Source organism: Hydrogenophaga sp. FW305-3-2-15-A-LB1, from assembly GCF_058787875.1.
This window is the reverse complement of the sequence record NZ_JBYTAE010000048.1, coordinates 1-21,777: the sequence shown is the minus strand read 5'-3', so window position 1 is coordinate 21,777 and position 21,777 is coordinate 1. Positions and strand designations below refer to the sequence as shown.

The 21,777-nt window shown below is 65.0% G+C and carries 22 protein-coding genes and 2 tRNA genes; 13 read left to right on the top strand and 11 right to left on the bottom strand.

All coding sequences use genetic code 11. The features are described 5' to 3' along the window. Position 1: 1 nt before the first annotated feature. Positions 2-1,150: a Do family serine endopeptidase gene (locus AC3WPZ_RS15795; RefSeq protein ID WP_382161384.1), complete on the bottom strand. Its 1,149-nt coding sequence runs from the start codon at positions 1,148-1,150 to the stop codon at positions 2-4. A gap of 165 nt (positions 1,151-1,315) precedes the next feature. On the opposite strand from AC3WPZ_RS15795, the gene AC3WPZ_RS15790 reads away from it, so the two are divergent. Together AC3WPZ_RS15790 and pdxA are read left to right on the top strand one after the other, a co-directional pair. Then, positions 1,316-2,101, top strand: coding sequence for a Nif3-like dinuclear metal center hexameric protein (locus AC3WPZ_RS15790; RefSeq protein WP_492440479.1), 786 nt, complete (start codon positions 1,316-1,318; stop codon positions 2,099-2,101). A gap of 44 nt (positions 2,102-2,145) precedes the next feature. Continuing rightward, positions 2,146-3,150, top strand: coding sequence for a 4-hydroxythreonine-4-phosphate dehydrogenase PdxA (gene pdxA / locus AC3WPZ_RS15785; RefSeq protein ID WP_492440478.1), 1,005 nt, complete (start codon positions 2,146-2,148; stop codon positions 3,148-3,150). 58 nt (positions 3,151-3,208) lie between these two features. On the opposite strand, the gene mscL is transcribed toward pdxA, so the two are convergent. Continuing rightward, positions 3,209-3,637 carry a large conductance mechanosensitive channel protein MscL gene (mscL, locus tag AC3WPZ_RS15780; protein WP_382161377.1) on the bottom strand — a complete coding sequence of 143 codons (429 nt, stop codon included), beginning with the start codon at positions 3,635-3,637 and terminating at the stop codon, positions 3,209-3,211. A 207-nt stretch (positions 3,638-3,844) separates the two neighbouring features. Between mscL and petA the strand changes: the two genes are divergently transcribed. The 6 genes from petA to AC3WPZ_RS15750 all read left to right on the top strand — a co-directional run bounded on the left by petA (position 3,845) and on the right by AC3WPZ_RS15750 (position 8,071). Continuing rightward, on the top strand, positions 3,845-4,453 hold the full coding sequence (gene petA / locus AC3WPZ_RS15775) for a ubiquinol-cytochrome c reductase iron-sulfur subunit (protein ID WP_492440477.1): 609 nt from the start codon (positions 3,845-3,847) through the stop codon (positions 4,451-4,453). A 37-nt stretch (positions 4,454-4,490) separates the two neighbouring features. Then, entirely contained in the window at positions 4,491-5,891 is a 1,401-nt protein-coding gene (locus AC3WPZ_RS15770) for a cytochrome b (protein ID WP_291121420.1), read from the top strand. 31 nt (positions 5,892-5,922) lie between these two features. Further along, positions 5,923-6,678 carry a cytochrome c1 gene (locus AC3WPZ_RS15765; RefSeq protein ID WP_382161371.1) on the top strand — a complete coding sequence of 252 codons (756 nt, stop codon included), beginning with the start codon at positions 5,923-5,925 and terminating at the stop codon, positions 6,676-6,678. Positions 6,679-6,793: 115 nt separating this feature from the next. Then, on the top strand, positions 6,794-7,405 hold the full coding sequence (locus AC3WPZ_RS15760; RefSeq protein ID WP_291121425.1) for a glutathione S-transferase N-terminal domain-containing protein: 612 nt from the start codon (positions 6,794-6,796) through the stop codon (positions 7,403-7,405). Between the two features lie 39 nt (positions 7,406-7,444). Beyond that, positions 7,445-7,978, top strand: coding sequence for a ClpXP protease specificity-enhancing factor (locus AC3WPZ_RS15755; RefSeq protein ID WP_492432976.1), 534 nt, complete (start codon positions 7,445-7,447; stop codon positions 7,976-7,978). Between the two features lie 17 nt (positions 7,979-7,995). Beyond that, positions 7,996-8,071 (top strand) — tRNA-Thr (locus AC3WPZ_RS15750). A gap of 29 nt (positions 8,072-8,100) precedes the next feature. On the opposite strand, the gene AC3WPZ_RS15745 is transcribed toward AC3WPZ_RS15750, so the two are convergent. Further along, the gene (locus tag AC3WPZ_RS15745; RefSeq protein WP_492440476.1) at positions 8,101-8,421 is read right to left on the bottom strand and encodes a DciA family protein; all 321 of its coding nucleotides are present in this window, start codon (positions 8,419-8,421) and stop codon (positions 8,101-8,103) included. 49 nt (positions 8,422-8,470) lie between these two features. Here AC3WPZ_RS15745 and AC3WPZ_RS15740 point away from each other — a divergent pair, with 49 nt between their 5' ends. From AC3WPZ_RS15740 to AC3WPZ_RS15720, 5 genes are all read left to right on the top strand, one after another. Next, positions 8,471-9,421 (top strand): M23 family metallopeptidase, encoded by a 951-nt coding sequence (locus tag AC3WPZ_RS15740; RefSeq protein ID WP_444688434.1) that lies wholly within the window; start codon positions 8,471-8,473, stop codon positions 9,419-9,421. Positions 9,422-9,591: 170 nt separating this feature from the next. Continuing rightward, positions 9,592-12,351 (top strand): preprotein translocase subunit SecA, encoded by a 2,760-nt coding sequence (gene secA / locus AC3WPZ_RS15735; RefSeq protein WP_492440474.1) that lies wholly within the window; start codon positions 9,592-9,594, stop codon positions 12,349-12,351. 78 nt (positions 12,352-12,429) lie between these two features. Beyond that, complete coding sequence (argJ, locus tag AC3WPZ_RS15730; protein WP_444688432.1) at positions 12,430-13,677, top strand: bifunctional glutamate N-acetyltransferase/amino-acid acetyltransferase ArgJ; 1,248 nt, start codon at positions 12,430-12,432, stop codon at positions 13,675-13,677. Then, positions 13,674-14,552 (top strand): ATP-binding protein, encoded by an 879-nt coding sequence (locus AC3WPZ_RS15725; RefSeq protein WP_382161360.1) that lies wholly within the window; start codon positions 13,674-13,676, stop codon positions 14,550-14,552. Before argJ ends, AC3WPZ_RS15725 begins: the two co-directional genes overlap by 4 nt. Then, positions 14,549-15,001 carry an NUDIX domain-containing protein gene (locus AC3WPZ_RS15720; RefSeq protein WP_382323372.1) on the top strand — a complete coding sequence of 151 codons (453 nt, stop codon included), beginning with the start codon at positions 14,549-14,551 and terminating at the stop codon, positions 14,999-15,001. The genes AC3WPZ_RS15725 and AC3WPZ_RS15720 overlap by 4 nt, the downstream gene beginning before the upstream one ends. A 30-nt stretch (positions 15,002-15,031) precedes the next feature. Here the strand turns inward: AC3WPZ_RS15720 and AC3WPZ_RS15715 are convergent, their stop codons facing one another. From AC3WPZ_RS15715 to AC3WPZ_RS15680, 8 genes are all read right to left on the bottom strand, one after another. Continuing rightward, a complete protein-coding gene (locus tag AC3WPZ_RS15715; RefSeq protein WP_382323373.1) occupies positions 15,032-15,235 on the bottom strand; it encodes a DNA gyrase inhibitor YacG in 204 nt (67 codons plus the stop codon). Positions 15,236-15,243: 8 nt separating this feature from the next. Next, positions 15,244-15,999 (bottom strand): cell division protein ZapD, encoded by a 756-nt coding sequence (gene zapD / locus AC3WPZ_RS15710; RefSeq protein WP_291121446.1) that lies wholly within the window; start codon positions 15,997-15,999, stop codon positions 15,244-15,246. Between the two features lie 43 nt (positions 16,000-16,042). Further along, positions 16,043-16,657 (bottom strand): dephospho-CoA kinase, encoded by a 615-nt coding sequence (gene coaE, locus AC3WPZ_RS15705; RefSeq protein WP_382323374.1) that lies wholly within the window; start codon positions 16,655-16,657, stop codon positions 16,043-16,045. Beyond that, positions 16,654-17,517 carry a prepilin peptidase gene (locus AC3WPZ_RS15700; RefSeq protein WP_492432984.1) on the bottom strand — a complete coding sequence of 288 codons (864 nt, stop codon included), beginning with the start codon at positions 17,515-17,517 and terminating at the stop codon, positions 16,654-16,656. Before AC3WPZ_RS15700 ends, coaE begins: the two co-directional genes overlap by 4 nt. Then, positions 17,517-18,734, bottom strand: a complete 1,218-nt coding sequence (locus tag AC3WPZ_RS15695) for a type II secretion system F family protein (RefSeq protein ID WP_291121454.1) — start codon at positions 18,732-18,734, stop codon at positions 17,517-17,519. The genes AC3WPZ_RS15700 and AC3WPZ_RS15695 overlap by 1 nt, the downstream gene beginning before the upstream one ends. Before the next feature lie 41 nt (positions 18,735-18,775). Next, positions 18,776-20,509, bottom strand: coding sequence for a type IV-A pilus assembly ATPase PilB (gene pilB, locus AC3WPZ_RS15690; RefSeq protein ID WP_382161347.1), 1,734 nt, complete (start codon positions 20,507-20,509; stop codon positions 18,776-18,778). Between the two features lie 158 nt (positions 20,510-20,667). Next, positions 20,668-20,744: transfer RNA gene (locus AC3WPZ_RS15685), tRNA-Pro, on the bottom strand. A 51-nt stretch (positions 20,745-20,795) separates the two neighbouring features. Beyond that, entirely contained in the window at positions 20,796-21,767 is a 972-nt protein-coding gene (locus tag AC3WPZ_RS15680) for a polyprenyl synthetase family protein (protein WP_492440503.1), read from the bottom strand. Between the last annotated feature and the right edge of the window lie 10 nt (positions 21,768-21,777).

Here is a 21,777-nt window from a genome sequence, read left to right as displayed (position 1 = left end):
TTCAGCGTGGGGTGGCTTGCTGACGCGGCAGGTTGCGCCGGCCCGGTGTGACCTCGATCTTCGTCTTGCCCTCGCGCCGCACCACATCGAGCGACGCGGGCGTGCCCGGCGACAGGTTGGCCACGGCCGACAGCAGTTGCGCCACATTGTTCACCGAGCGGCCGGCCACGGCGGTGATCACATCGCCTGGACGAATGCCGGCCTGGGCGGCGGGCCCGTTCTGCAGCACGCCGCTGATGATGACGCCCGTGCCCGGCTGCATGCCGAAGTTCTCGGCGAGTTCGGGGCTCAGGTCCTGGGGCTCCACGCCGATCCAGCCGCGCGTGACCTGTCCGTCCTTCACGATGGCTTCCATCACGCTGCGCGCGGTGGAGGTGGGGATGGCAAAGCCGATGCCCATCGAGCCGCCGGAGCGTGAGTAGATCGCGGTGTTGATGCCCATCAGCTGACCGCTCACGTCCACCAGTGCGCCGCCCGAATTGCCCGGGTTGATGGCGGCATCGGTCTGGATGAAGTTCTCGAAGGTGTTGATGCCCAGCTGGGTGCGGCCAAGCGCGCTGACGATGCCGCTGGTGACGGTCTGGCCCACGCCAAACGGGTTGCCGATGGCCAGCACCTGGTCGCCGATTTCCAGCGCATCGGAGTTGCCCAGGGTGATCACGGGCAGGTCGGTCAGGTTGATCTTCAGGATCGCCAGATCGGTTTCCGGGTCGGTACCGATCACCTCCGCCACGGCCTTGCGGCCGTCGTTGAGGATGACCTCGATCTCGTCGGCTTCTTCGATGACGTGGTTGTTGGTGAGCACGTAGCCGGCAGGACTGACGATCACGCCCGATCCCAGGCCACTTTGCTGCTGCGAGGGGGCCTGGTCGCCAAAGAAAAACCGGAACCAGGGATCCGCGCTTTGCGGGTTGTGGGCTGGCGCCTTGCTGGTGTTGATGCTCACCACGGCCGGCGATGCGGTGCGGGCGGCGGCGCGAAAGCTCCCGGTGCCCTCGACCGTCGCCACTGGCGTGCCCGATGGGGCCTCGAACACGGGCACCACGGCGGTCTGGCGGCCCAGCCATTGGGGCTGCAAGGTGCCCACCACGAACAACGCCGCCACGAGCACAGTGACGGTTTGGGCGAACAGGAGCCAGAGTCGTTTCATGGGGATGTCGAGCGGGTTGAGGAGGGGCCGCGGCCTCGGCCGCGTCCGCCGATATTGTCCCGCATATGGGCGTGAACGGCGACGGCTTCAAGAGGCGGGCGACCCGGTCGGTGGAGGAGGGGGTGTCAGAATGGAGGGCTCCGCCTTGCCCCACGCCGACTGCCCATGCCCGATCCGCGCACCGACCACCCCACCGTTTCCCGCGCCGCCCTGACCGATGCCCTTGACACGCTGCTGCAGCCAACCCAGTTCAAGGACTACGGGCCGAACGGGTTGCAGGTCGAGGGCCGGGCAGAAGTGCGCAAGCTGGTGAGCGGGGTGACCGCCAGCAGGGCGCTGATCGAGGCCGCGGTGAAGGAGGGCGCCGATGCCATCCTGGTGCACCACGGCCTGTTCTGGCGCGGCCAGGACGGCCGCGTGACCGGCTGGATGAAGCAGCGTCTGGCGCTGCTGCTGGCGCATGACATCAATTTGCTGGCCTACCACCTGCCGCTGGATGCGCACCCCGAGCTGGGCAACAACGCGCAGCTTGCACGCCAACTGGGGGTGGCCGTGTACGACGACGCGCGGGGCCGCTTCGGCGAGCAGGCCCTGGGCTTCATGGGCGAGCGCCGCAGCGAGTCGGCCGCCGCGCTGGCCGATCATGTGGCCCGGTGCCTGGGTCGCGCAGTGACCTTGGTCGCCGAGCCCGATCGTCCGGTGCGCCATGTGGCGCTGTGCACGGGCGGCGCGCAGGGCTACTTCGAGGCGGCCATCGCGGCCGGTGCGGATGTGTTCATCACCGGCGAGATTTCCGAGCCGCAGGCGCACTATGCCCGCGAATGTGGCGTCGCCTACATCGCCTGCGGCCACCACGCGTCCGAGCGCTATGGCGCGCCTGCCGTCGGTGCCCATGTGGCCGCGCAGCTGGGGCTGGCGCACGTGTTCATCGACATCGACAACCCCGCCTGAGGCGCCACATGCCGCCGTTCCCACCCCCTCCGCTGATTCTGAGCATGGGCGATCCCGCGGGCATCGGGCCCGAGATCATCGCCAAAGCGTTTCGTGAACGGCCGGCGCTGCAGCGCCAGGTGGTGGTGGCCGGCGACGTGGCGACGATGCACCAGGCCTTGCGCGCCACGGCGGCGGAGCGGGGCTCGGCCGCCGAAGCGCTGATGCTGGCCGAAATCGAGGCGTTGTCGGACCTTGACGCGGTGCCTCCGGGATGCATGGCGGTGGTGCAGGCGTGTTCGCTGGCCCGACCGGTGCCCACGGGGCGTGTGAGCGCCGAGGCCGGGCTGGCGGCAGCCGACTGCATTCGGTGGGCCGCACAGGCGACCCTGTCGGGACGAGCCCGGGCCCTGGTGACCGCGCCCATCCACAAGGAAGCGCTGGCGGCTGCCGGTGTCCACCACCCGGGTCACACCGAGTTGCTGCAGGCGCTCGCGGCGGCGCACGTCGGCGTGCCGATCTCTGCGCTGCCGGTGCGCATGATGCTCAGCTGCCCCGGGTTGAGCACCGTGCTGGTGAGCATTCATGTGTCCTTGCAGCAGGCGCTGCAAGCCGTGACGCAGGCCCAGGTGCTGCAGACCATCCGCATCACCGACGCGCATTTCCGGCGAACCGGGCTGGCCGCGCCACGCATCGCGGTGGCCGGGCTGAACCCGCACGCGGGGGAGGGGGGATTGTTCGGTCGGGAAGAAATCGAGACCATTGCGCCGGCGGTGGCACAGGCGCAACAGGAAGGTGTGCAGGCCAGTGGGCCGCATGCACCCGACACGGTGTTCATGCGCGCCCGCCAGGGGGCTTTTGACGTGGTGGTGGCGATGTACCACGACCAGGGACTCATTCCCGTCAAGCTGCTGGGTCTGGAGCACGGCGTGAACACCACGCTGGGCCTGCCTTTCGTGCGCACCAGCCCCGACCACGGCACGGCGTTCGACATCGCCGGCACCGGCCAGGCCAGCGCCACCAGCCTGCTGGCGGCCATCGACGCGGCCCTGGCAGCCACGGGCGTCTGAGGCATGAAAAACGCCGCAGCCCCGTGAGGGGTGCGGCGTGGTCGGAAGCGGCTGACGCTTACTTGCGCAGGCTGTCGCGGATCTCGCGCAGCAGGGCGATGTCTTCGGGCGTTGCGGGCGGCTCGGCCGGGGCGGCGGGCGCTTCGCGCTTGAGGCGGTTGATCTGCTTGACCATGATGAAGATGATGAACGCCATGATGGTGAAGTTCAGCGCCACCGTGATGAAGTTGCCGTAGGCCAGGGTCGGCACGCCGGCCGCTTTCAGGCCGGCCAGCGTCGCGGGCGTGCCCTCGGGCACTTTGCCGAGCGCGAGGTACAGGTTGGTGAAATCCAGGCTGCCGAAGATGGCGCCCACGATGGGCATGATCACGTCGTCGACCATGGAGGTGACGATCTTGCCGAAAGCCCCGCCGATGATCACGCCCACGGCGAGGTCGATCACGTTGCCCTTGACGGCAAATTCCTTGAACTCTTGCAACATGCCCATGAGGTCCTCCGGTTGGCGAGTGATTGAAATGGATGGCGGAAAGTCGAGAGGCATTCTCACACAGTCGTGCATGGCGTCCGCTGGTATCGAGCGCTCCCGGGCAATAGCCAAGTCCCACACCCCGACAAGCGGTAAAGCCCCTTGACTGCTCCAGTACAATGCCGGGTTGTCCCTAGTGTCCCGTCTCGACCCCATTGAAAGATCCCCATGAGTGAAGCAACCGCCGGTGCGACTGTTGATCGCAGCCGCAGAACCTGGCTGATCACCTCCTGCGCCATGGGTGGTGCTGGTGCAGCCGCCGTCGCCGTTCCCTTCGTGAGCACCTTCCAGCCGTCCGAGCGGGCCAAGGCCGCCGGGGCCGCCGTGGAAGTGGACATTTCCGGCATTCAGCCGGGCGAGAAGCTCGTCGTCGAGTGGCGCGGCAAGCCGGTGTGGATCCTGCGCCGCACGCCCGAGCAGCTCGCCGCGCTCGAGGCCATCGAAGGGCAACTGGCCGATCCGAACTCGGACCGCACGGCCTACCCGACGCCGGCCTATGCCAAGAACCGCCACCGTTCCATCAAGCCCGAATTCCTCGTGACCGTGGGCATTTGCACCCACCTCGGTTGTTCCCCCGGCGACAAGCTCACCCCCGGCCCGCAGCCTTCGCTGCCGGACGACTGGAAGGGCGGCTTCCTGTGCGCCTGCCACGGCTCCACCTTCGACGTGGCCGGCCGCGTGTTCAAGAACAAGCCGGCGCCCGACAACCTGGAAGTGCCGCCGCACTACTACCTGTCCGACACCACCTTGCTGGTGGGTGAAGAGAAGCAGGCCTGAGCGGCACTGACAGACAACGGATCACAGAGGCATCCCCATGGCTGAATTCAAAGAAATTTCCCCCGACGCGCCGATCGGTCAGAAAGCGCTGAACTGGATCGACAACCGGTTCCCGGCATCCAAGCTGTACAAGGAGCACCTCTCCGAGTACTACGCGCCCAAGAACTTCAACTTCTGGTACTTCTTCGGCTCGCTGGCCCTGCTGGTGCTCGTGATCCAGATCGTCACCGGCATCTTCCTGGTGATGCACTACAAGCCCGACGCCAATCTCGCCTTCGCGTCGGTCGAGTACATCATGCGCGACGTGCCCTGGGGCTGGCTGATCCGCTACATGCACTCCACCGGCGCCTCGGCGTTCTTCGTGGTGGTGTACCTGCACATGTTCCGCGGCCTCATCTACGGCAGCTACCGCAAGCCGCGCGAGCTGGTCTGGGTGTTCGGCTGCGCGATCTTCCTGTGCCTGATGGCCGAGGCCTTCATGGGCTACCTGCTGCCCTGGGGCCAGATGTCCTACTGGGGCGCCCAGGTGATCGTCAACCTGTTCTCCGCCATTCCCTTCGTCGGTCCCGACCTGGCGCTGCTGATCCGCGGCGACTTCGTGGTGGGCGACGCCACGCTGAACCGCTTCTTCAGCTTCCACGTGATCGCTGTGCCGTTGGTGCTGCTGGGTCTGGTGGTCGCTCACCTGATCGCCCTGCACGAAGTGGGCTCCAACAACCCCGACGGTGTGGAGATCAAGGCCACCAAGGACGCATCGGGCAAGCCGCTGGACGGCATCCCGTTCCACCCGTACTACACCGTGCACGACATCCTGGGCGTCTCGGTCTTCCTGATGGTGTTCTCGGCGATCATCTTCTTCGCCCCCGAGTTTGGCGGCTACTTCCTCGAGTACAACAACTTCATCCCGGCCGACCCGCTGGTGACGCCCCTGCACATCGCGCCGGTCTGGTACTTCACGCCGTTCTACTCGATGCTGCGTGCCATCACCACCGAAATGATGTACGCCCTGGTGGCCATCGTCGTCATCGCGGCGGTCCTGGGTGCGCTCAAGGCCAAGGTGTCCGGCGCGATCAAGGGTGGCATCGTGATCGCCGCACTGGTGCTGGTGGCGCTGATGTTGTCCATCGATGCCAAGTTCTGGGGCGTGGTCGCCATGGGCGGCGCCGTCATCATCCTGTTCTTCCTGCCCTGGCTCGATCACAGCCCGGTCAAGTCCATCCGCTACCGCCCGAACTGGAACATCTGGCTGTACACGGTGTTCGTGATCAACTTCCTGATCCTCGGTTATCTCGGGGTGCAACCGCCGTCGCCCATTGGCGAGCGGGTGTCCCAGTTGGGTACGCTGTTCTACTTCGGCTTCTTCCTGCTGATGCCCTGGTGGAGCCGCATCGGCGAATTCAAGCCGGTGCCCCAGCGCGTCACGTTCCAGCCCCACTGAACCCACAGAGCCAATCCGGAGAGTCAAGCAAATGAAAAAAATCCTCTTGGGCTTCATGCTGGCCCTGGGCTTGTCGGGCGCGGCGCTGGCCGCTGGTGGAAACTTCCCGCTGGACAAGGCGCCTCAGCGCACCAACGACATGGCCGCCCTGCAGAACGGCGCCAAACTGTTCGTCAACTACTGCCTGAGCTGCCACTCGGCGGCGTTCATGCGCTACAACCGCCTGCGTGACATCGGCCTGAACGACAAGCAGATCGCTGAGAACCTGACCTTCACGACCGACAAGATCGGTGACACGATGAAGGCCGCCATCGATCCGAAGCAGGCCAAGCAGTTCTTCGGCGTGAACCCCCCCGACCTCAGCCTGATCGCCCGTTCGCGCTCCAGCAGCGCGGGCACCGGTGCCGACTACGTCTACACCCTGCTGCGCACTTACTACCGCGACGACACCAAGCCGACCGGCTGGAACAACCTGGTGTTCCCGAACATCGGCATGCCCCACCCGCTGTGGGAGCTGCAAGGCGAGCGCCGCCCGGTGCACGAGAAGGTGATGAGCCACGGCCACGAGGTGGACCGCGTCAAAGGCTGGGAGCAGGTCAAACCCGGCACCCTGAGCGATGCGCGCTACGAAGAAAACGTTGGCGACCTGGTGGCCTACCTGCAGTGGATGGCCGAGCCTTCCCAGAACTCCCGCGTGCGCATCGGCGTGTGGGTGATGCTGTTCCTGGCGGCTTTCACCATCGTGGCCTGGCGCTTGAATGCGGCCTTCTGGAAAGACGTCAAATAATCCGATCCGGCTGGGGCGGTCTCATGGGAGGCCGGCCCGACCGTTCCACAGTGGTTTGCAATGCCCGACGGGCATGTTCGCAAGCCACTGTTTTTTGCTTTAAGGAGACTCCCACATGATGGTCTTGTATTCGGGCACCACCTGCCCTTACTCCCACCGCTGCCGTTTCGTGCTGTTTGAAAAAGGCATGGATTTCGAGATCCGGGACGTCGACCTGTACAACAAGCCTGAAGACATCAGCGTGATGAACCCGTATGGCCAGGTGCCTATCCTGGTCGAACGCGATCTCATCCTGTACGAATCGAACATCATCAACGAGTACATCGACGAACGCTTCCCGCATCCCCAGCTGATGCCCGGCGACCCGGTGGACCGCGCGCGCGTGCGCCTGTTCCTGCTGAACTTCGAGAAAGAGTTGTTCACGCACGTGTCCATGCTCGAATCGCGCAGCACCAAGGGCAACGAGAAAGCGCTGGAGAAGGCCCGTTCGCACATCCGCGATCGCCTGACCCAGCTCGCACCGGTGTTTCTGAAGAACAAGTTCATGCTGGGTGACAATTTCTCCATGCTGGACGTGGCCATCGCCCCCCTGCTGTGGCGCCTGGATTTCTACGGCATCGAACTCAGCAAGAACGCCGCTCCCCTGCTCAAGTACGCCGAGCGCATCTTCTCGCGCCCGGCCTACATCGAGGCGCTCACGCCGTCCGAAAAGGTGATGCGCAAGTAAACGGCACGCGGTCCCGCAGGGGACCAAGCCAGAAACTTCATGAGTACCTTCGAACCGGAAATCCCCTCCACGCGGCCGTACCTGATCCGTGCCTTGCACGAATGGTGTGCCGACAATGGGTTCTCGCCCTACATCGCCGTCCAGGTCGATGCGTCGGTGCGGGTGCCCATGGAGTTCGTGAAGAACGGTGAGATCGTGCTCAACGTGAGCATGGAAGCCACCAGCTCGCTCAAGCTGGGCAATGAATTCATCGAATTCAAGGCCCGGTTCGGCGGGGTGGCGCGCGAGATCATTGTGCCGATCAGCCATGTGATCGCCATTTATGCGCGCGAGAACGGCCAAGGCATGGCCTTTCCAGCGCCGCCCGCGGCGGCCGTTTCCTCCCGGCCCGCCGTGGACGCCGCTGTGGTGCCCGATGCACCTTCGGGTGTCGAAGAGGCCTCCGACGGTCCCGCCCGTGGCCCGCTGCGGTCCGTTCCCAGCGATGGCGCGCCCGCGTCGGGTGATCTGCCCGATCCACCGGCAGGCCCTGGTCGGCCGGGCGGCAGGCCCCAGCTCAAGCGCGTCAAGTAGAATTTTTCGTTCAACCCGCCGCTTTAGCTCAGTTGGTAGAGCAATCGCCTTGTAAGCGATAGGTCGTCTGTTCGAGTCAGACAAGCGGCACCAGGCACCGCCCGCGCAGGCTCAGGGCGCGCTCATCGTCCCGGCGTTTGGACTTTGATGCGGATTGCGTTAACCTGCGCACCCCTTTGGGTCAAAGCCAGTTGCAGCGAAGGCAGCAAATGGCGCAGTTTGGTCGACGCGGCGGAACTGGCCACCAGCAGGCACCACTCCTGATCTTGCAAGGGGCCGGCCAGCACATGCGGACGCAAGCTGGCGGGGATCAGGTGTTGCACCTGATCCAGGCACCAACGGGACTCCCGGATGCGCTCCTGCAGCGCGGCGAGCGTGGGCGCAGCTCCCACGGCCTGCTCCAGGCTGAGCATGGTGTTGTGGGATCGGGGGGCGGTAGACATGCGATGAAGGTGGCCTGGTTGAATCTGGGCAGCCTGGAAAGGTAGAGCAGTGCACATCATTATCACGGACGCCTGGCTGGCCAAGAGCCGCGCCATGCACCTCAGTGGACTCAAGCTCGTCGGTGTCGGCGTGCTCGCGTCGGTGCTGCTGATGCTGGGGGCGATCACCACGTACCACTGGGTGTTTCTGGAGGGGGTGCGCCAGGGCTGGCCCGGGTTTGCGCCGGTGGCGCGGTTGGTGCACCAGGACGAAGCCAATACCCAGAACGCCTACATGCGCGCCAACCTCGACGCCATGGCCCGCAAGCTGGGCGAAATGCAGGCGCGCATGGTGCAGATCGACTCGCTGGGTGAGCGGGTCGCAGGCCTGGCGGGCCTGAGCCCGGCGGAGTTCAAGCCCAAGCCGGGTGCCGGCGGCGCGCTGGTGGGGGGGCGTGACCTGAGCATGGACGAATTGATGGGTGCGCTGGAGCGGATCGACCAGACCAGCGGTTCGAGGGTGGACTGGTTGACGGTGGTGGAGTCGCGCCTGTTCGACCAGAAGATCCAGCGCACGATGGTGCCGACCGAGCAACCGGTGGCGGGCGTGCAGGTGGGGTCGCCGTTTGGCTTTCGCATCGACCCCATCACCGGGCGCTCCGCCCTGCACACGGGCCTGGATTTCCCGTCCGATCCGGGCACCCCCATCCTGGCCGCCGCGGGCGGGATGGTGGTGGTGCAGGAATACCACCCTGCCTACGGCAACATGGTGGAAGTGGACCATGGCAACGACCTCATCACCCGCTATGCCCACGCCTCGAAGGTGCTGGTCAAGAAGGGCGATATCGTGAAGCGGGGCCAGAAGATCGCGGAAGTGGGCTCCACGGGACGCTCCACCGGGCCGCATCTGCACTTCGAAGTCTGGGTCTCGGGCGTGCCCCAGGATCCGCAGCGCTTCCTGGCCGCGGGCGAAAACATGGCCGTGGCCAAGGCCACAGGGCCCGGACCCCGCAGGCCCTGAGCGCGGGGCAGGTGCGGCGGGTAAAATGCGCGCTTTGCTCTTGAAAGCCCTGCGTCCGTCGGCACATCACGGGTAGTTTCCCGTCGTTTGCTCTCCCGGGTTCGCGAGAGCCCTCCTACCTCCAATTGCCTGCCCGGAATCCACAGGGTGTCCGGCGCAGGCCCGCACGTATGGCCACAAACTTCCTCACCAAAATCTTTGGTAGCCGCAATGACCGTCTTCTGAAGACCTATCGCAAGACGGTGGAGCGCATCAATGGACTGGAGTCGAAGTTCGAGCAGCTCAGCGACGACGAGTTGAAGGCGCAGACAGAGGCGTTCAAGCAACGCATCGCCCAGGGCGAAGCCCTGGAGGCCTTGTTGCCCGAGGCGTTTGCCGTGGTGCGCGAAGCGAGCAAGCGCGTCATGAAAATGCGCCACTTCGACGTGCAACTGATGGGGGGCCTGGCGCTGCACCATGGCAAGGTGGCCGAGATGCGCACCGGCGAAGGCAAGACGCTGACCGCCACGCTGCCGGTCTATCTCAACGCACTGACCGGCAAGGGTGTTCACGTCGTCACCGTCAACGACTACCTGGCCAGCCGCGATGCCCAGTGGATGGGCCGGCTGTACAACTTCCTCGGCCTGACCGTGGGCATCAACCTGCCTCAGGCGCCGCGCGAGGACAAGCAGGCCGCCTACCGCGCCGACATTACTTACGGCACCAACAACGAATACGGCTTCGACTACCTGCGCGACAACATGGTCTACGAGGCCGCCGACCGCGTGCAACGGGGCCTGAACTACGCGATCGTGGACGAGGTGGATTCCATCCTGATCGACGAGGCCCGCACACCCCTGATCATCAGTGGCCAGGCCGAAGACCAGACCCAGGTCTACCTGGCGATCAAGCAGCTGGTGCCCCACCTGGTGCGACAGGAGGGCGAGGCCGATCCGCGCACGGGTGAAGGGGTGATCAAACCCGGCGACTTCACCGTGGACGAGAAGGCGCATTCCATCCACATGACCGAGCAGGGCCATGAGAATGCCGAGCGCCTGCTGAGCCGGGCCGGCCTGTTGCCCGAAGGGGCTTCGCTGTACGACCCCGCCAACATCGCGCTGCTGCACCACCTGGTGACCTCGCTGAAGGCGCACCACCTCTACCACCGCGATCAGCACTATGTGAACCAGAACGGCGAGATCGTCATCGTCGACGAGTTCACGGGCCGCCTGATGTCGGGCCGCCGCTGGAGCGACGGTCTGCACCAGGCCGTGGAAGCGAAGGAAGGCGTGGCCATCCAGCCAGAGAACCAGACGCTGGCATCCATCACCTTCCAGAACTATTTCCGTCTCTACAGCAAACTCTCGGGCATGACCGGCACGGCCGACACCGAGGCCTACGAATTCCAGGAGATCTATGGCCTGGAGACGGTGGTGATCCCGCCCAACCGGCCGAGCAAGCGCAACGACCAGCTGGACCGGGTCTACAAGACCACCAAGGAAAAGTACGTCGCGGCGATCGAGGACATCCGCGAGTGCCACGAGCGCGGCCAGCCGGTGCTGGTGGGCACTTCGTCGATCGAGAACTCCGAGATCATCGCCAGCCTGCTGCAGGCCGAAAAGCTGCCGCACGAGGTGCTCAACGCCAAGCAGCACGCCCGTGAGGCCGACATCATCATCCAGGCCGGCCGGCCTGGCGCGATCACCATCGCCACCAACATGGCCGGTCGCGGTACCGACATCGTGCTCGGCGGCAACCTCGAGAAGATGGTCGATGCGGTGCAGAACGACGAGTCACTCGACGACGCGACCAAGGCGGCCCGCATCGAGACGATCCGCCAGCAATGGCAACAGGACCACGAGAAGGTCAAGGCGCTGGGCGGTCTGCGCATCATCGCGACCGAGCGCCACGAATCGCGCCGCATCGACAACCAGCTGCGCGGCCGTTCGGGCCGCCAGGGCGACCCTGGCTCCTCGCGTTTCTATCTGAGCCTGGACGACTCGCTCATGCGCATCTTCGCGGGCGACCGCGTGCGCGCGATCATGGACCGCCTGAAGATGCCCGAGGGCGAGGCGATCGAAGCCGGCATCGTCACACGCAGCATCGAGAGCGCGCAGCGCAAGGTCGAGGCGCGCAACTTCGACATCCGCAAGCAGCTACTGGAGTACGACGACGTTTCCAACGACCAGCGCAAGGTGATCTACCAGCAGCGCAACGACATTCTGGACGCCACCTCGCTGCGCGCGCAGATCGATGCCTTGCGTGAAGGCTGCTTCACCGACCTGGTGCACCAGTACGTGCCCGAGGGCAGTGTGGAAGAGCAATGGGACCTGCCCACGCTCGAGCGTGTGCTGCGCGAGGAATGGGCCGTGGAAGCGCCCGTGTCCAGCTGGGTGGCCGATGCGGAAGCCATCGATGTCGAGGAAATCGTCGAGCGCGTGCAGGCGGCGGCCAAGACGGTCTTCGAGGGCAAGGTGGCGCTGGTGGGCGAGGAGAACTTCACCCAGTTCGAGCGCGTGGTGCTCCTTCAGACCATCGACAGCCAATGGCGCGAACACCTCTCGGCCCTGGACTACCTGCGTCAGGGCATCCACCTGCGGGGCTATGCGCAGAAGCAGCCGAAACAGGAGTACAAGCGCGAGGCTTTCATGCTGTTCGGCCAACTGCTCGACAGCGTCAAAAACGACGTCACCCGCGTGCTCATGAACGTGCGCGTGCAATCGGCCGAACAGATGGCCGAGGCGGCCGAGCGGCTGGAAGAGCGCGCCGAGCAGATCGCCAACGTGACCTACACCGCCCCGACCGAAACGGGCGAGGCCGAGACCATCGCCGATGCGGCCATTGCCGCGGCCGCGCGCCCTGCGGGCGACGTGCCGCGCGTGGGGCGCAACGATCCCTGCCCCTGTGGCAGCGGCAAGAAATACAAGCACTGCCACGGCAAGCTGGACTGACGGTGGCGTGAGGGCGGCCCCCCAGGGTGCCCGCCGTCGCGCGGCCGTCGGACATCACGGTACATCCACGGAGTTCACATGCCTGTTCAACTCAACGCCCCCTTGGCCACCGATCTGCTGCCCGTCGCGGGTGTGCGCATCGGTGTGGCGCAGGCGGGTATCCGCAAGGCCAACCGCAAAGACCTCACGGTGTTCCTGCTCGATGAAGGCTGCGCCGTGGGCGCGGTGTTCACGCAGAACCGCTATGCGGCCGCACCGATTCAGGTGTGCCGGGACCACCTGGCGTCCGGGCAGTCGATCCGCGCGCTGGTGATCAACACCGGAAACGCGAACGCCGGCACCGGTGAACCGGGCCTGGCCAACGCACGCCAGACCTGCACCGCGCTGGCGCGCTCGCTCGGTCTGCACCACGAACAGGTGCTGCCGTTCTCGACGGGCGTGATCATGGAGCCGCTGCCGCTGGACCGTCTGCTGGCCGGCCTGCCGCTGGCGCTGGCTGACGCGGCACAGCCTCAGACCGAGGGCGGCGCGCAATGGCTCTCCGCGGCTCAGGGCATCATGACCACCGACACCTTGCCCAAGGCCTTCAGCCAGCGCTTCGAGCTGGACGGGCGGACCCTCAGCGCCACCGGCATTGCCAAGGGCGCGGGCATGATCCGGCCCAATATGGCCACCATGCTGGGTTTCCTGGCCACGGACGCCGCCGTCGCGCCCGAGCTGATGAATGCGCTGGCGCGCCGCCTGGCCGATGCTTCCTTCAACCGCGTCACCGTGGACGGCGACACCAGCACCAACGACTCCTTTGTCGTGGTGGCCACCGGGCGGGCGGGCAACACACCCATCACCGATCTGGAGAGCCTCGCAGGGCGTGCGCTGCTGGCGGCACTCACCCCGGTGGCGCGGCAGTTGGCGCATGCCATCGTGCGCGACGGCGAAGGCGCCACCAAGTTCATCACCGTGCAGGTGGACGGTGGCCGCGACGCCTCGGAATGTCTGCTGGCCGCGTACGCGGTCGCTCACTCGCCCCTGGTGAAGACGGCGTTCTTCGCCAGCGACCCGAACCTGGGCCGCATCCTGGCAGCGGTGGGCTACGCGGGCATTCACGACCTGGATGTCAACGGCATCGATCTGCACCTTGGTGACGTGCATGTGGTCAGCGCCGGTGGGCGCCACCCGGCCTACAAGGAAGAGGACGGCCAGCGTGTCATGAAGCAAGCCGAGATCCTGGTGCGAATCGGGCTGGGCCGGGGTACGGCGAGCGAGACCGTGTGGACCTGCGACTTCAGCCACGAGTACGTGACCATCAACGCCGACTACCGGTCATGAACGAGCACTTCGAACGCCTGCTGCAGCGCGCCGAGCAGCTCATCACCCGGATCGAGGCGGTGCTGCCGCAGCCCATGTCGGCGCCCGACTGGGCCGCCGCCGTGGCCTGGCGTTACCGCAAGCGCAGCAGCGGCCATGGCGTGCTGGAGCCGGTGCGACACGTGGGTGCGATGCGCCTGGACGATCTGCAGGAGATCGACGGGCAGAAGGAAAAAATCCAGCGCAACACCCTGCAGTTCGTGCAGGGGCTGCCGGCCAATAACGTGTTGTTGACCGGTGCGCGCGGTACCGGCAAGTCCTCGCTGGTGCGCGCCTGCCTTAACGAATACGCGCCGCAAGGCCTGCGGCTGATCGAGGTGGACAAGTCCGACCTGGTGGATTTGCCCGACATCGTCGAAGTGGTGGCTGAGCGGCCGGAGCGTTTCATCGTGTTCTGCGACGACCTCAGTTTCGAGGATGGCGAGCCAGGCTACAAGGCGCTCAAGTCCATCCTGGATGGCTCGGTTTCGGCCGCGAGCCCCAACGTGCTGATCTATGCCACCAGCAACCGCCGCCACCTGCTGCCCGAGTACATGAAGGAAAACCTCACCTACACGCACACGGCGGATGGCGAGGTGCACCCGGGCGAGGTGGTGGAGGAAAAGATTTCCCTGTCGGAGCGCTTCGGCCTCTGGGTGAGCTTCTACCCGTTTAGCCAAGACGAGTACCTCACCATCGTCGCGCAGTGGCTCAGCTCGATGGGTGTGCCTGCCGCTGACATTGCGGCGGCGCGGCCCTTGGCACTGGTCTGGGCACTGGAGCGCGGTTCGCGCAGCGGTCGGGTGGCCTACCAGTTCGCGCGCGACTACGCGGGCACCCACGCCATCCAGGCATGAGCGCGCCGGTGTTGGTGGTCGATGCCGACCAGGACGCGCCGCGTCCTGCCGATCGGCCCGTGGTGGACGTGGCCGTTGGCGTGCTGATCGCTCCCGATGGTGCTTTCCTGCTGACATCCCGTCCACCGGGCAAGGTGTATGCTGGGTACTGGGAGTTTCCGGGCGGCAAGCTGGAGGCGGGTGAAACCGTGGAGCAGGCGCTGCGGCGCGAACTTCAGGAAGAGATCGGCCTGACCATCGGCACCGCGCACATCTGGAAAGTGTCGATGGTGGACTACCCGCATGGACTGGTGCGGCTGCATTTCTGCAAGGTGCGCGACTGGACCGGTGAGCTGCAGATGCGCGAAGGCCAGCAGTTTGGCTGGCAAACCCTGCCGGTGTCGTGTGCCCCTGTGCTGGCCGGTACCGTGCCTGTGCTGGAATGGCTGGCGGCCGAACAGACGGTTTGAGGTCGGTCTGCTGAACCGCGGGAGGCGGTTTCAGCTTTGTTCGAAGCCGGGGTCGCTCTGACCTTCCTTTTCCGGCAGGCCGAATTCCTCGTTCGCCCAGGCACCCAGATCCATCTGCTTGCAGCGCTCGCTGCAGAACGGACGGTACGCGTTGCTCGGCGCGTAGATGCTGGGCCCGCCGCAATTCGGGCAGCGGACGGTTCTGACGGATGTGTGGGTGGCTTTGTCGCTCACGGCCGACCTCAGGCGCACAGGGTCAGTTCAAACGCGGCGTCCTCCTGCGCTGGATGCAGGCGGTCGTCTTCGCCGTGGCGCATCAGGCGCACCGACAGCATCAGCCGGTTGCCGCTGATTTCGGGGATGAGCCCCGTGGACGGGTCGATGCGCAAGCGCAGCAGCTGGAAGCTGCGGCCCTGCGGCAGGGTCAGCTGGAACTGGCCACCCGGCGCGACCACCTTCTGGGCCGAACCCGATTCGCGCAGCATCTTGAGCAACTGCACGATGGACTCGGCCAAGGGCGCCAGCGGTACCGACCAGCGATGCAGATCGGCCCGGCGTTCCTCCGCGCTCCGGTGCTGCCAGTGGTAGTAGCCGGGCAGATCAAACTCGCAGGTGCCGCCTGGAATGCCGATGCGGCTGCGGATGCTCATCAGCCAGTCGTTCTCAGTCAGGGCCTGGCCGGTCTTGCCGGTCATTTCGCTCAGTTGCGTGAAGCAGTCTTCCAGCTTCTGGATGACCTCTTCCAGGGCCTGCTCCGCGATCATCGGATTGCCGCGAAAACCGATGAGTTGCTGCTTGTGCCGGTCCAGATCCTTGAGCACATCCGACTTCATGTCGGCCCGGGCCGCCACGTCCATGATCTCGAAGATGGTCTGGATCGCATAGTGGTGATCCAGCGGGTGGCTGCGGGGCACCAGTTCCACCATGCGACGAAACAGCTGTTCAAGCCGCAGGTAGGTGCGAATGCGTTCGTTGAAGGGGTAGTCGTACAGGATCACGGCAGCGGGGCGGTCGCGGGACGGAGCGGCGGGTGGGGGTTCATCATAGCCCGAACCGCTTGGCCAGGGCCTCAGCGGCGCGCTCCAGCAGGGCCAGGTCGTCGGCGTCGTTGAAGACCACGAGGTCGGCCGCGGCCAGGCGCAAGGCACGCGGACTCTGGTTGCGCATCACGGCTTCGGTGGTGGTGGCGTCCCATCCACTGCGAGCGTTCACGCGGCGGATCTGCGTGGTGGGCGAGCAGTCGACCACCAGCACGCGGTCCAGCTGAGGCCGCCAGCGTGGGGACTCGACGAGCAGAGGCACATCGAACACCAGACAGGCAGAGGCCGATGCCTGGGCCTGGCGCTGGATTTCCGCGCCCACCAGCGGATGGATGATGTGCTCCAACGTGTGGCGGGCTTCGGGGTGTGCGAACACGTGATCGCGCATGCGCTGCCGGTCGAGGGCGCCATCTGGAGCCAGGAATGCCGGGCCAAAGGTGTGTGCGATGGCGGGCATCGCGGCGCCGCCGGCTTCGGTGCTGCGGCGGGAGATGGCGTCGGCATCGATCACACCGGCGCCACGGGCCTGCAGCAGGCGCGCCAGCGTGCTCTTGCCACTGCCAATGCCACCGGTGAGTCCCAGCCGCAGGGGCGGCCTGTGAGGCGTCTGGCTCACAGGCCGATGGCGGCCAGAATGGCCGAAGGGCCAAAGACCATCGAGGTCAAGCCGGCCAATGCCAGGAAGGGGCCGAAAGGCACATAGCCTCCCTCGCGCAGGTTGCCTTTGAGTTTGATGGCGATGCCCACCACGGCACCGATCACCGAGGCCATCAGGATCACCGGGATCAACGCTTGCCAGCCGAACCACGCGCCGAAGGCGGCGAAGAGCTTGAAGTCACCGTAGCCCATGCCTTCCTTGCCCGTGATCAGCTTGAAGGCCCAGTACACCAGCCAGAGCGACAGGTAGCCTGCCACAGCCCCCCAGAGAGCGTCCGGGAGCGCGGTGTCTGTCAGTCGCAGACCTGCTGCGCACAGGCCGGCCCACAGCAAGGGAAGGGTGATGTCGTCGGGCAGCAGCGTGGTGTCCCAGTCGATGCACGCGAGTGCTAGCACCGCCGCAGAAAAGCCGCACCAGGCCAGGGCCTCCCAGCCCAGCCCCCATTGCCACCCGCACCAGGCGAACAGGACCGCGGCCGTCAACTCTACCGCCGGATAGCGTGCGCTGATCGGCGCGTTGCACTGGCTGCATTGGCCGCGCAACGCGAGGTAGCTGAACACCGGGATGTTCTCGAACCAGCGGATCTGATGTCCGCAATGCGGGCAGCGCGAGCGCGGCACCATCAGGTTGAATGTTTCAGCTTCTGGTGAGGCCGCTGCCGGATTCTCTACCGTGTTCTGAAGATCCGCGCATTCGGCCGCCCAGCGCAGTTCCATCATCTTGGGCAGGCGGTGAATCACCACATTGAGAAAGCTGCCCACCAACAAGCCGAGCAAGCCCAGCAGCGCCGCGCCCGGCACGCCCGCTTCCGCCAGCATCAAACCACCTGGCCCAGCTTGAAGATGGGAAGGTACATCGACACCACGATACCGCCAATGACGGTCCCCAGCACAACGATGATGATGGGCTCCATCAGGCTGGAGATGCCCGCCACCATGTCGTCGACCTCGGCTTCATAGAAGTCGGCGGCCTTGCCCAGCATGTGGTCGATGGAGCCCGACTCCTCACCGATGGCGCACATCTGCAGCACCATGGATGGGAAGATGTTGGCATTGGTCATGGCGTTGGTCAGGCTGGTGCCGGTCGACACCTCCTGCTGGATCCGTTCGGTGGCGATGGCGTAGACCGAGTTGCCCGATGCACCACCCACCGAGTCCAGCGCTTCCACCAGGGGCACGCCCGCCGCGAACATTGTCGCCAGCGTGCGCGTCCAGCGGGCGATGACCGATTTTTCGATCAATGGACCAAAGATCGGCAGCTTGAGCAGCAGGCGGTCCATGAACCGCTGCACCTTCTCATTGCGCCGCCAGGCCTGCATGAAAAAGTAGAAGCCGCCACCGAGGACGCCAAAGATCAACCACCAGTACTCGGTGAAGAACTCGCTTATCGCGATCACGAACAGGGTCGGCGCGGGCAGATCGGCGCCGAAGGAGGAGAACACCTCCTTGAACGAGGGGATCACGAAGATCATGATGATGGTCACCACCACGAAGGCCACGATGATCACGGCGATCGGGTACATCAGCGCCGACTTGATCTTGGACTTGAGCGCCTCGGTCTTCTCCATGTAAGTGGCCAGGCGGTCCAGCAACTCCTCCAGAATACCTGCGGCTTCACCGGCTTCCACGAGGTTGCAGTACAGGCTGTCAAAGTACAGCGGGTGTTTGCGAAACGCCGAACTCAGCGAAGTGCCGGTTTCCACATCGGTGCGGATGTCGTTGAGCAGCTTGGTGACGCTGGGGTTGGCGTTGCCCCGGCCGACGATGTCGAACGCCTGGAGCAGGGGCACACCGGCTTTCATCATGGTGGCCAGCTGGCGCGTGAAGATGGCAATGTCCTTGGGCTTGATGCGCTTGCCCGAACTCATGCGGCGCTTCTTGACCTTGCCGGGCACGATGCCCTGGCGCCGCAGCGCAGCCAATACCTGGTTTTCTCCCGCGGCCCGTGTTTCTCCACGCACGGTCTTGCCGTTGCGGTCTTTGCCCTCCCACTCGAAGACGGCGTCCTTGACGTTCTTGGATACTGCGGTTGCCATGGTGTCCCTCTATCCCTCTGAGCCTTGTGTCTGGAACTGCATCACTCGTTGGTCACGCTGAGCACTTCTTCCAGCGAAGTCATGCCCAGCTTCACCTTGAGCAGACCCGATTCGCGCAGCGTGCGAACGCCCTCCTTGCCGGCCTGCTGGGCAATGTCGAGCGCGCTGCCACCACGCAGGATGATGCGTTGGATTTCTTCCGAAATGGGCATCACCTGGTAGATGCCGACGCGGCCCTTGTAGCCGTTGTTGCAGGCCGAGCACCCCACGGGCTTGTAGGGCGTCCAGGTGCCATCAAGGTCTTCCGGCTTGAATCCTGCGTCCACCAGGGCCTTGCGCGGTACGTCCAGCGGCGCCTTGCAGGTGGCGCACAGGCGGCGGGCCAGCCGCTGGGCGGTGATCAGGATCACGCTGGAGGCGATGTTGAACGTGGGAATGCCCATGTTCATCATCCGCGTCAGTGTGGTCGGCGCGTCGTTCGTGTGCAGGGTGGACAGCACCATGTGACCGGTTTGTGCGGCCTTGATCGAGATGTCAGCCGTTTCGAGATCGCGAATCTCACCCACCATGATCACGTCGGGATCCTGGCGCAGAAATGCCTTGAGGGCCGCCGCGAAGGTCAGGCCCGCCTTCTCGTTGACGTTGACCTGATTGACACCCGGCAGGTTGATTTCCGACGGATCTTCCGCCGTGGAAATGTTGATGCCTGGCTTGTTCAGGATGTTCAGGCAGGTGTACAGCGACACAGTTTTCCCCGACCCCGTGGGGCCGGTGACCAGCACCATGCCGTATGGCCGGCTGATCGCGTTCAACAGCCGCTCTTTTTCCTCGGGTTCGTAGCCTAGGGCATCGATGCCGACCTTGGCGCTGCTCGGGTCCAGAATACGGATCACGATCTTCTCGCCGAACAAGGTGGGCAGGGTGCTGACCCGAAAGTCGATCACGCGGTCCGGTCCGATCTTGAGTTTCATGCGCCCGTCCTGGGGCACACGTTTCTCCGAGATGTCCATGCGGGAGATCACCTTGATCCGCGACGCCAGCTTGTCCTTGATCACGATCGGCGGCGACGCAATTTCACGCAGTTCGCCGTCCACCCGAAAACGGACCCGGTAGTTGTGCTCGTAAGGCTCAAAGTGCAAGTCGGATGCCCGCATGTTGAATGCGTCGATCAGCATCTTGTGCAGGAACTTGACCACGGGCGCGTCGTCGACCTCCGACGCCTTGTCGGTCACGTCGCTCACACTCGTCTCGGTGGCCGCCTCGTCGAACTCGAACTCGCCACCGATGATGTTGTCCATCGTGTCGTTGACGCTGGTGGTCTGGGTCTCCACCAGTTTGCTGAGCTTGTCGTACTCGGCAATCACCCAGTCCACGCCCATCTGGGTCGCGAACTTGATCTTCTCGGCGGCCTGTTGGTCGGCTGGATCGGCCGTGGCCACCATCAAGCGGTTGTTGCGTTTGCTCAGGACGACGATGCGGTAGTCGCTGCAGATCTTGGGATCGAGCAGGCCGGCGGGCAGGCGTTGCACGTCGATCGCGTCCAGATCGAGCAGTGGCGCGGCAAAAGCCACCGACATGGTGTGGGCCAGATCCGAAGCGGACACAGCCCCTGAGCCGGTCAGCTCTGCGATGAAGCTGGAGCGGCCGCTTTGTGCTTTGCGATAAAGATCTTCAGCCGCCTTCTGGCCAAGCTTCCCCGCAGACACGAGCGCACGGCCCAGGCCTGGCAAGGCCATGGACGGGGTCTCCTGGGGGACGGTTTCGACGGACGCCATAGATTTCTATTTATCGTAAATCAAGGACTTGCCCGCCATTATTGAGGCAACTTGTGTCGGAAATGCGGATTCCCCCGCTGGCCGTTGTATCGAGGACGCGAAATCCGACCGGCCGGTCGTTGGCCCGGTCTGAACGGCAATGTCTGAAAGGGGGAAACTGGTCGGGGTGAGAGGATTCGAACCTCCGGCCTCTACGTCCCGAACGTAGCGCTCTACCTGGCTAAGCTACACCCCGATGGACCGAAAGTGGTCGATCGTCTGAAGGCCGTTGGCCTTCCGTGGCTGCTCAAGATCGTCGCTCAAGCAGGCCAGCCGCCAATTGTAGCAAAGCTGCGCTGTAGGCATTGACCGGCAGTTGCTTGGCGGCCTCGATCGCCCGTTGGGCCTCCGCGTGTGCACTGACCCGAGCCGCATCCAGGGCACCCGTTTGAAGAATGATGTCCCTGATGGCATCGAGGTGCGCCACGTCGCCCTGTTCGATGGCCTGACGCAGCAGCGCCTTCTGCGCCTCGGAGCCGGAACGCAGGGCGCAAATGATGGGCAGGGTGACCTTGCCTTCGCGCAGGTCGTCCCCCAGGTTCTTGCCCAATTCGTCTGCGCTGCCCTCGTAGTCGAGCACGTCATCGATCACCTGAAAGGCGGTGCCCAGGGCCTGCCCGTACTCCGCGCACAGGGCCTCGGTATGGGCATCCGCGCCCGCCAGGATGGGCGCCAAGCGGGCGCTGGCTTCGAACAGCTTGGCCGTTTTGGAGCGGATCACGCGCAGGTACGCGGCCTCGTCGATGGTGGCGTCGTGCATGTTCATGAGTTGAAGCACTTCGCCTTCGGCGATCACGTTGGTGGCGTCGGACAGCACCTGCATCACGCGCATGTCGTTGATGTCCACCATCATCTGAAAGGCGCGGGAGTAAAGAAAGTCACCCACCAGCACACTGGCGGCATTGCCAAACCGCTCGTTGGCGGTCTCGCGCCCCCGGCGCAAGGTGGACTCGTCCACCACGTCGTCGTGCAGCAGGGTCGCGGTGTGAATGAACTCCACCACGGCCGCCAGCGTGTGGCGCTGAGGGTTCTGGCTGTTGATCGCGCCGCTGACCAGCAGCAGCAAGGCCGGGCGCAAGCGCTTGCCGCCCGCCGAGATGATGTACTGGGCAACTTCCCGGACCAGCGGTACCTCGGTGGTCAGGCGTTCGCTGATGACTTGGTCCACCCGCTGCATGTCGGGCTGGATCAGCTCCAAGGGGCTGGCGGGGGAATTGATGGGGGTGGTC